The 9,170-nt window shown below is 42.8% G+C and carries 9 protein-coding genes, 1 tRNA gene and 2 rRNA genes; 6 read left to right on the top strand and 6 right to left on the bottom strand.

The genetic code is table 11. The features are described 5' to 3' along the window. From BM736_RS23910 to rimI, 6 genes are all read left to right on the top strand, one after another. Positions 1 to 239: ribosomal RNA gene (locus BM736_RS23910) — 23S ribosomal RNA — on the top strand; the annotation flags it as partial. A 119-nt stretch (positions 240 to 358) separates the two neighbouring features. Next, a 5S ribosomal RNA gene (gene rrf, locus BM736_RS23905) occupies positions 359 to 474 on the top strand. 1,015 nt (positions 475 to 1,489) lie between these two features. Further along, positions 1,490 to 2,419, top strand: a complete 930-nt coding sequence (locus BM736_RS23900; RefSeq protein WP_076416782.1) for a glycoside hydrolase family 16 protein — start codon at positions 1,490 to 1,492, stop codon at positions 2,417 to 2,419. 143 nt (positions 2,420 to 2,562) lie between these two features. Then, positions 2,563 to 2,639, top strand: a tRNA-Trp gene (locus BM736_RS23895). Positions 2,640 to 2,876: 237 nt separating this feature from the next. After that, positions 2,877 to 3,242 (top strand): DNA polymerase III subunit psi, encoded by a 366-nt coding sequence (locus BM736_RS23890; protein ID WP_076416783.1) that lies wholly within the window; start codon positions 2,877 to 2,879, stop codon positions 3,240 to 3,242. Beyond that, on the top strand, positions 3,229 to 3,687 hold the full coding sequence (gene rimI, locus BM736_RS23885) for a ribosomal protein S18-alanine N-acetyltransferase (protein ID WP_076416781.1): 459 nt from the start codon (positions 3,229 to 3,231) through the stop codon (positions 3,685 to 3,687). Before BM736_RS23890 ends, rimI begins: the two co-directional genes overlap by 14 nt. A 106-nt stretch (positions 3,688 to 3,793) precedes the next feature. On the opposite strand, the gene lipA is transcribed toward rimI, so the two are convergent. From lipA to mltB, 6 genes are all read right to left on the bottom strand, one after another. Next, a complete protein-coding gene (gene lipA, locus BM736_RS23880; RefSeq protein WP_076416780.1) occupies positions 3,794 to 4,759 on the bottom strand; it encodes a lipoyl synthase in 966 nt (321 codons plus the stop codon). A 4-nt stretch (positions 4,760 to 4,763) separates the two neighbouring features. Continuing rightward, entirely contained in the window at positions 4,764 to 5,411 is a 648-nt protein-coding gene (gene lipB, locus BM736_RS23875; protein ID WP_076416779.1) for a lipoyl(octanoyl) transferase LipB, read from the bottom strand. A 137-nt stretch (positions 5,412 to 5,548) separates the two neighbouring features. Next, entirely contained in the window at positions 5,549 to 5,815 is a 267-nt protein-coding gene (ybeD, locus tag BM736_RS23870; RefSeq protein ID WP_076416778.1) for a DUF493 family protein YbeD, read from the bottom strand. Between the two features lie 119 nt (positions 5,816 to 5,934). Then, entirely contained in the window at positions 5,935 to 7,107 is a 1,173-nt protein-coding gene (locus BM736_RS23865) for a serine hydrolase (protein WP_076416777.1), read from the bottom strand. A 153-nt stretch (positions 7,108 to 7,260) separates the two neighbouring features. Next, positions 7,261 to 8,067 (bottom strand): septal ring lytic transglycosylase RlpA family protein, encoded by an 807-nt coding sequence (locus BM736_RS23860; protein ID WP_076416776.1) that lies wholly within the window; start codon positions 8,065 to 8,067, stop codon positions 7,261 to 7,263. Then, a complete protein-coding gene (gene mltB / locus BM736_RS23855; RefSeq protein WP_372828716.1) occupies positions 8,064 to 9,053 on the bottom strand; it encodes a lytic murein transglycosylase B in 990 nt (329 codons plus the stop codon). Before mltB ends, BM736_RS23860 begins: the two co-directional genes overlap by 4 nt. Positions 9,054 to 9,170 lie beyond the last annotated feature (117 nt).

Raw genomic sequence — 9,170 nt, 5'->3', positions numbered from 1 at the left:
CCGGAGTGGACGAACCGCTGGTGTTCGGGTTGTTATGCCAATAGCATTGCCCGGTAGCTACGTTCGGAATCGATAACCGCTGAAAGCATCTAAGCGGGAAGCGAGTCCTAAGATGAGTCATCCCTAGAGATTTAATCTCTCTAAAGAGCCGTTCTAGACTAGGACGTTGATAGGCAAGGTGTGTAAGCGTTGTGAGGCGTTGAGCTAACTTGTACTAATGACTCGTGAGGCTTAACCATACAACCCAGATGGGTTTGTGGTGATTARTGATGATTACTTTACAAGCACAAAAGAATACGACTTGATTTAAGTTAGAATGATTATAAAACCCAATTAGCTTTTCAAATTTCCAAATTAGTCTGGAAACCATAGCATTGTGGCCCCACCTGATCCCATCTCGAACTCAGAAGTGAAACGCAATAGCGCCGATGGTAGTGTGGGGTCTCCCCATGTGAGAGTAGGTCATTTCCAGGCGCCTAATTTCTCGTAAAGAGAGTCGAATAAGCCCATTGCTAACGCAATGGGCTTATTTCGTTTTTAGCCTGGACTCTTTGCTACAAGAAGTGACCACTCGAACATGGAGAAGTGAAGAGTCCGAACGTAGTGAGGCTCAATACCCATGTGGAGGCCAGAATTGTTCCCAACAATTCAAGGCACTCCCTAGATCCATGTAGGTCCACTCCCTAGATCCATGTAGGTCATAGGGCGAATATCGCGCTAGCGATGTGTTTATGGCAGAGAGTAGCTCCTGCACTCTCTGCATTCACCACATCCTTGTGGCTTAGCGCGTAGCTGGACATTGAAAGGCGCCTTTGTTGCAGGCTACAAAATAGCTTCTTCCGACGTCGATCGATAAATGCTCCTCGGATTTAGCATCCTCGGTACCCGCTCCTGCGTTACCCTACCTCCTGAATCCATTCAGTCGTTCAATATCGACACTTCCGCCATCCATGGCGGTCGCCCCGCCGCTGAGCTTGGTCAGAAACTGCATCCATGCGTTTCTGACATTCGACACTTCCATGTGCCTAGCCTCCAGTTCTGCGACTGCGTCTATTCTCGCTACAAAATAGCTCGATGCTGCGCATTCAAAGCATTACTTTCCGTCCCCATGTGTTGGCTTCGCGAACTACAAGAGAAAGTCATTAATAGATGCCTAATTATTCTTGAAAGAGAAGTGATAAATTCCCAGCGCTTTGTGTTGGGGATTTTTTGTTTAACGGCATTTGAAATGACCCATGAACCTAAAATAGCTTACCTATAGTTAGGTAACTGGCTTGTATGCTTGCCGAGCTTAGAGCTTAGAGCTTAGAGCTTAGAGCTTAGAGCTTAGAGCTTAGAGCTTAGAGCTTAGAGCTTAGAGCTTAGAGCTTAGAGCTTAGAGGAGTTATATTACTGCTTTATAATACTAAAGCATGATTACACCGTTGTTATTATAGTGCTAGCTTATAAGTGACAGCGTTGTCAATTTGTTAGCAGGGAAGAACAAAAAGTGCAAAAACGAACAGTAATTAGCTTAATCGTGTTAGGAAGTTCCATCTCCTCTGGGCTCAGTCACGCTAGTGAAGCAATATTTTTTGATGATTTCAATTATGCTGAAATGCCGGAGTTTGTACAAAATGGTTGGAAAGTACGAACTGAGAGAGGGCATCCTGGTATTAGTGGGGCTGAATGGTCGGCCGAGGGCGTTAGCTTTCACCCAGAATTGAAAGAAGCACATCGTGGTGCTGTTAGAATGAGTTCAATAACAGCTGGCGAGGGGGATAATACTCGCCATACTCAGCTATGTCATGCCAGAAAGTATCTAAAGGGCACATATGGTGCCAGAGTATTCTTAAGAGATACTCCCTCCTATGGTCCTGACGGGGATGAGGTCATTCAAACATTTTACACGATCAGTCCATTAGAGTTTCCAATGGATCCAAATTATAGCGAAGTCGATTTTGAGTATTTACCCAATGGTGGTTGGGGGAGTGACAGTAATAGCGCTATGTGGACAACAACTTGGGAAACGTTTCAGTTAGAGCCTTGGACTAAGGTTAATGAATATACCCGTAAAGAGGGAAGTTACGCGGGCTGGCGAACTTTGGTGATGACCGTTGAAGATGATGCTGTGAACTATTATGTAGACGGTAAACTAATATCAACTCATTCTGATAAAGTCGCACCAGAAAAGCCTATGTCGATTAATTTTAACCTGTGGTTTATGCCAAAGGGAGCTGACGGTTCTATTGGTCCTGTAGATTCTGATGAGTTAAGGGAGTATCAACAGGATATAGATTGGGTTTTTCATAAGGTCGGTGAGATATTATCACCTGAGGCCGTTGGGCAGCATGTGGCTATGCTCCAGAGTAAGGGGGTTGATTATCAAGACACAGTCCAACCTATGTCTCCAGCACTGCCTTCACCTTGCGGCTTGTAGTTATTTGCCGGTAAATTATAAGCAGTTTGCTGGCTTATCGATTAAAAGCTGAACGCTTGATTGAAAATGCCGCAGTTGAACCGTTTATTCATAAAAAGTACTTTACCTTTTAGGGGAGTTTACGCATAATGCGTCTCGTCAACAGGGGTATAGTTCCAATTGGTAGAACAGCGGTCTCCAAAACCGATGGTTGCGAGTTCGAGTCTTGCTACCCCTGCCACATTAAGAGAAAGCCGAGCATTAGCTCGGCTTTCTTGCATCTGAAGCATTATAAATTTGCTTGTTGTGATTAGTTGATAGGGCAAGATTTTTTATCTAGTCAAAGCTCAATTTGTTCATACTTCCACAAAATGAACTCCAATTAAATTCTGCACCATTAAACGTCCTATGCAGGATTAACCCAAGATGAGATAACTGTTATCCTACTTATATGGGTAAATGAATAGTGTTGGATAAAGTGGATAAAAGTTCGTATCTAGATGCAATTGGGATCACTCGTTGGGTTCGTGCTGGTAAAGCTGTAAGCTCTCATATTGTATTGGTTGATAAAATGGATAGTGAGCTGGCGGTAAACCCGTTAATTACAGCTGTGCTTGCCTCTGCTGCTTGTCAGTTACCTCAATGTACATTCTCAGATACGTTACCGAGTAATGCTCATGTATTTTGGGATATGCGCCGACTTAAGCTCCCTAGAGTCGATGCAAGACTTAGCTCTCCTCCAGTAAATCAGCTTGCGACTAATACTGATGCAAAGCGAAAACTATGGGGTGAAATATCCAGCTACCTAGACAGTCTTACAAGCGATTCAAATGATAAAGCTTAATATGCCCCCTGAGTTGGTACAGCTTAGCCTTGATGATGCCCGCCAGATGGCAGCAATTGCATCACAAGCCCATACTCATCCAATGAGCATTACAACGATACAGAGCTGTTTTAGCCATCTTTACTCTGTGTTTGGCCTGACTCACAAAGCAGAGCTATTAGGCTTTGCGATAGTGCATCAAATATTTGAAGATGTAACCTTAATAGATATTTGTGTTTCTCCTGAATACCAAGAGCAAGGTTTTGGCCGCAGCCTTCTTGAGGCTGTTATCAGTAAAGCGCGTTCAGATATGGGGGAAACACTTTTTTTAGAAGTGAGAGCTTCTAGCATTGCTGCTAGGGCATTGTACTCAAAATATGGGTTCGTAGAGGCTGGAAGTAGAAAAGGCTATTATAAGACCGCTGACGGTGTTGAGGATGCCATCTTGATGGAGTTAAGCCTCTAGATACTTTCGTCTATCCTGTTACTTCCCTTAAAACAAAAAAGCGTCAACTGATAAATCAGAGACGCTTTTTATTCAAATCTATTTTCCGGTATTAACCCAAGGAGTATTACTTAACCTCTTTACCCTGGGCTTGCAGATCGGCATGGTAGCTCGAACGAACCATAGGTCCACATGCTGCATGGGTAAAACCGATGCTTTCAGCAAACACTCTCAGTTCGTCAAATTCTGCCGGCGGTACATATCGTTCAACCGGTAAGTGAAATTTTGATGGCTGTAGGTACTGGCCTAGAGTTAGCATATCAACATTATGAGCTCTTAGATCTCTTAACACTTCCGCTATCTCTTCGTTGGTTTCACCAAGTCCCATCATTAGTCCAGACTTTGTAGTGATCTCTGGGTGACGTTCTTTGAATTTCTTCAGTAGATCTAGCGACCATTGATAATTGGCGCCAGGTCTAGCTTTACGATAATGCATAGGAGCCGTTTCAAGATTGTGATTGAAAACGTCTGGAAGAGAGGTTGACAAAATATCTAGAGCAGCATCAATGCGTCCTCTGAAATCAGGGACTAAAATTTCAATTTTGATTTCAGGGTTAAGTAGTCTAATTTCACGGATACAGTCGGCAAAGTGCTGTGCTCCACCATCACGTAGATCGTCACGATCAACCGATGTGATTACGACATACTTAAGCTTCATGTCTTTAATGGTCTGAGCCAATTTCATTGGCTCATTAGCATCTGGTTTTAGCGGTCGACCATGGGCTACATCGCAAAATGGGCAGCGTCTCGTACAGATAGCACCTAAGATCATAAAGGTGGCTGTACCATGGTTAAAGCACTCAGCGAGATTAGGGCAAGATGCTTCTTCACATACTGAGTGAAGATCATTCTTTCGCAGTGCTTTTTTTATGTCATCAATGCGTTGGCTTGATGCCGGTAACTTAACCCTGAGCCAATCTGGCTTGCGCAACATATTTTCGCGTTCTGATGGAACCACTTTTACCGGAATTCGAGCGACCTTCTCTGCGTCTCTCAATTTCACACCGGGTTGTAATCTCTCTGGCCTACTCATATGACTAAGATAATCCTTGGTGATGAACTAAATTTTGATAACCTAAGTTTTGGCTAAATGTTTTAATAAGCTGCTCACCAGCTTCAATGACTGTTTGGGGGCCACCGAGTGGTTTGCATTGAACCATTTCAAGACCTGCATACCCACATGGGTTTATGCGTTGAAAAGGGGCCATATCCATGTCGACATTAAGTGCTAAACCGTGGAATGAGCATCCTTTACGGATCCTTAATCCAAGCGAAGCTACTTTACGCTCATCGACATAAACACCAGGCGCATCACATTTCGCGTAAGCTTTAATCTGATAGCCTTCGAGCATCTGCACTATGCTATTTTCTATATCAGTAACAAGCTGCCTAACGCCAATCTTTAGCCTTTTGATATTAATTAGCGGGTATGCCACTAATTGACCGGGTCCGTGGTATGTAACTTGTCCACCACGATCTACCTGAATGACAGGGATATCACCCGGGTTGAGAATATGTTCACTTTTGCCGGCTTGGCCTTGTGTGAACACTGGAGGGTGCTCAACAATCCAAAGTTGATCAGGACTTGAATCGTCTCGGTTGTCGGTGTATTCCTGCATCGCACGCCATACAGATTCATAATCCTGTTGGCCTAGATGCCTTATATGCAATGTACTTTCTGACAAGGGCAACCTCTCCCCTCTAGCTAAGATGGCGGCATTATACTCCTCTAACTGATAAATGTAAGCTAGATCACATTTATCAGAGATGAGGAATATTGATGAGGCAAGTAATTTTTATCTAAAGATAGAGCAAAATACTATTACAGTACGCGTTTTACGCCATCTATTGCAGCAAGTTCGGTATAAAGCGTTTCAACTTGCTCTTTGCTCTGAACTGTAATTCTGATTGTAATTGAGTAGTAAGTGCCTTTACTCGAGACCTTAGTCAATGGCGCATAATCACCAGGTACATGTTTTTGCGCTACGGCAACAACCTTATCAGCTAGCTCATCGCTTGCATCACCAACAACTTTAAAGGGGAATGAGTTTGGAAACTCCATCAGTTCATCAAATTTTGTATCTAACATATCTAAGCTCTCTTGCCATTCTAATGGACTATATATGGAGTTGATTATACGGATTTCAAGGGGGAGTTGAAACAAAGAAGCCACCCTAAGGTGGCTTCAGCAGAGTCAATGAGCTGAGGTTAGCTAAACCAGCCAGCGAACATCTGCTTGAAGTAGTCCATCAGCTTACTGAACCAGCTACCCTCATTCACTTCTTCTAATGTGACAAGAGGGAACTGCGCAATATCTTTTCCGTTAAGCTGGAAGTAGATACGACCAACAGTCTCACCTTTTGCAATAGGTGCGCTAAGCTCTTTAGTGAGTTCGAAGTTAGCTTGAAGGTTTTTAGCTTGACCTCGGCTAATGGTAATTGGGGTGTCAGTCGTTACACCTAGGTTGACCGATTCTTTATCACCGTACCAGATCTGCTGTGAAATAAAACTATCACCTGCCTTGTATGGGGTGATCGTTTCGAAGAAGCGGAAGCCATAGTTTAGAATCTTCTTACTTTCGGCTTTACGAGCTGATTCACTCTGCGTTCCCATAACAACAGCGACTAGACGCATATTATCTTTGGTTGCAGAGGTGACTAAGTTAAAACCTGCGCCTGAAGTATGTCCGGTCTTTATCCCGTCCACATTCATGCTTTTATCCCATAATAAACCATTACGGTTATACTGCTTGATACCGTTATAGGTAAAAGACTTCTTTTTATATAACACATACTCTTCAGGCACATCGCGGATAAGTGCTGCACCTAATAGCGCCATATCATAGGCTGTTGTCTTGTGGTTATCAGAGTCTAAACCATGGGAGTTTTCAAAGTAGCTATCTTTCATGCCTAGCTGGGTAGACCATGAGTTCATTAGGTCGACGAAGCCATCTTCAGTACCAGCAATATGCTCTGCCATAGCAACACAAGCATCGTTACCTGATTGAATGATGATGCCATGGTTTAAGTCGTCGACAGTGACCTGCTTACCGACTTCAATGAACATTTTTGACGAATCAGGAAAGTTCTTTGACCATGCTTTTTTACTGATGGTGACTTTATCATCAGGTGAGATGTTTCCGACTTTAATCTCATGACCAATGACATAACTGGTCATCATCTTAGTCAAACTTGCAGGATTTAGGCTTTCATAGGCATTGTTTTCAGCAATGACTTGACCAGTATTGTAATCCATCAAGACATAAGCTTTAGCTGCGACAGTCGGTGCATTAGGGGTTACTACTGGCGCTGCGAGGGCAAATGTTCCCGCAACAGAGCTCGCAAGTAAAAGCGTTTTTAGAGAATTATTTAAAAATTTCATATTAAAAAGCACGTCTTATCAGGTTAAATTCGGAAAACGAAATTATTCGCAGTATATCACTAGTCGACTATCATATTCCGTGAAGGTTCATTAATCTTTTGTAAAGTGTATGAATATACAGCAAGTAACACTAAGGCGTTATCACCTTATCTGCTATTCAGAAATAAGGTAGCTTTGTGGAAAGCCATCTTGTTTCAGTTGTTCATTGATTTTTGTTGCTATATTACGCTGCCCAATCGGTCCGACTTGAAGTTTGAAGAGCTTATTAGCTGGTAGCAAACGCGTCTTAATTTGGTATTTAGTTTCGATCTCTTTAGAGATTGATGTCAGCTTAGTTTTATCAGACGAGGCTAAAACTTGGATATAGTGAAGCTTAGTGTCTTTAAGGTTTGCTAAAGCGATTGATTCAGGGCTTTCAATAAAGATAACTTCTATATCAACGCTAGCGGTACCTGTTTTGAGCATATCTAAGCGATGAGCCGCTGCGTATGATAGATCAATTATTCTCCCTTCATGGAAGGGACCTCGATCGTTAACGCGAACAATAACCTGCTTATTATTCTTTTTATTGGTGACTTTAACATAACTGGGTAATGGCAGAGACTTATGAGCCGCTGACATTGAGTACATATCATAGGTTTCTCCATTTGATGTCAGATGCCCATGAAATTTAGAACCATACCAAGAGGCATAACCGCTCTCTGTGAAGCCTTTGCCTGTGTCTAGGACTTTATAGCTTTTGCCAAGCACTGTGTAGTTGCTCTTGTTACCACCTCGGCTGTACGGTTCATACCTTGGGTGAGCATCTTCAACTTTAGATACATCGGGGGCGCTCGTTGGTGCCTTATCGTTGGCGAGCTCATATCGCCCACTGTTTGCATTGTTTGAGCTTGAGCAAGCGCCAAGCAGTAACACTAGGCTCAACAATACAATGTGTCTAAATCTGCTATTAAGGTTCATAAAGCGTTCTTTAACTCTTGGCTAAACTGATAAACGGCCATTGCATAGAGCGGGCTACGGTTATATCGGGTGATCACATAGAAGTTATTTAAACCAATCCAATACTCACTTGCGTTCTCCTGTTCGAGCTCGACAATGAGTGCGGGCTGTGAGACATCAAGATCGACAGCTTTAGCTAAAGCGACACCCGGCTTAAGTATATCGGAGACGTTATACTTGAGCTTTTCCCCTGACCATACCGCTAGCTCTGATGGTAGCTCCCCATCTACAGCTAAAGGAAGCACTGTTTGAGCATCAGCTTGCCAGCCATGCTGATGAAAATAGTTAGCTACACTGCCAATTGCATCGACAGGGTTACCAAGCAAGTCACGTCGACCATCGTTGTCAAAGTCAACTGCGTAATGTCTATAGCTTGAGGGGATAAATTGCCCGTAACCCATAGCACCGGCGTATGAGCCATTTAACGAACTAATATCAAGCTGCTCCTCTTTAATCAGGGTCTGTAAATTACTCAGTTCTTTCCTGAAAAAAGTGGCTCTAGGTGGGTAATAAAACCCTAAAGTGTACAGTGCATCAACAACGGGGTAATTTCCCATATACCCACCGTAAAAGGTTTCAATCCCTATTATTGCCACGATAATCTCAGGGTTAACACCGAACTCTTTAGAGGCTTTGGTAATTGTGGATTGATGTTCTTTCCAAAACTCTAACCCAGCCTTTAAGCGTTTGTCAGTTAGAAAAATAGGATAATACTGGTGCCATGGTTTGGCTTCCCAAGGCTTAGTCATCGCATCGATAACACCTTGGTTATAGTTTGCTTTACTAAGAAACTGTTCGACTTCTACTTGAGTAAAGCCTAACGCTTGTTGGGTTTGTAGAAACTCACTTTTTAGCGGTATAACTGCAGCATCTTCTATAAGAGGAGATGTATTTGCTGTAGCGGAGAATGCTGCGACTAATAAAGGTGTAAGCAACTTTTGCTTTATATTCACTGAAACCGTTCCCTGTATCTAGATAATGCTCTGGGTTATTTCACTTAGACTATTGGCTAAACTACGTTAGTTTCTTTAATTACGTATTAATTACTTTAAGAAACTTGTGGT

Source organism: Shewanella sp. UCD-KL12, from assembly GCF_001957125.1.
Taxonomy (GTDB): Bacteria; Pseudomonadota; Gammaproteobacteria; order Enterobacterales; family Shewanellaceae; genus Shewanella.
Note: the sequence above shows the minus strand (reverse complement) of the source record. Positions and strands in the feature narration are given on the sequence as shown.

What these genes read in the sequence shown, in the direction of transcription:
- rimI (WP_076416781.1), top strand. Translation starts at nt 3,229, where the DNA reads ATGATAAAGCTTAATATGCCCCCTGAGTTGGTACAGCTTAGCCTTGAT.
- lipA (WP_076416780.1), bottom strand. Translation starts at nt 4,759, where the DNA reads ATGAGTAGGCCAGAGAGATTACAACCCGGTGTGAAATTGAGAGACGCA.
- ybeD (WP_076416778.1), bottom strand. Translation starts at nt 5,815, where the DNA reads ATGTTAGATACAAAATTTGATGAACTGATGGAGTTTCCAAACTCATTC.
- BM736_RS23865 (WP_076416777.1), bottom strand. Translation starts at nt 7,107, where the DNA reads ATGAAATTTTTAAATAATTCTCTAAAAACGCTTTTACTTGCGAGCTCT.
- BM736_RS23860 (WP_076416776.1), bottom strand. Translation starts at nt 8,067, where the DNA reads ATGAACCTTAATAGCAGATTTAGACACATTGTATTGTTGAGCCTAGTG.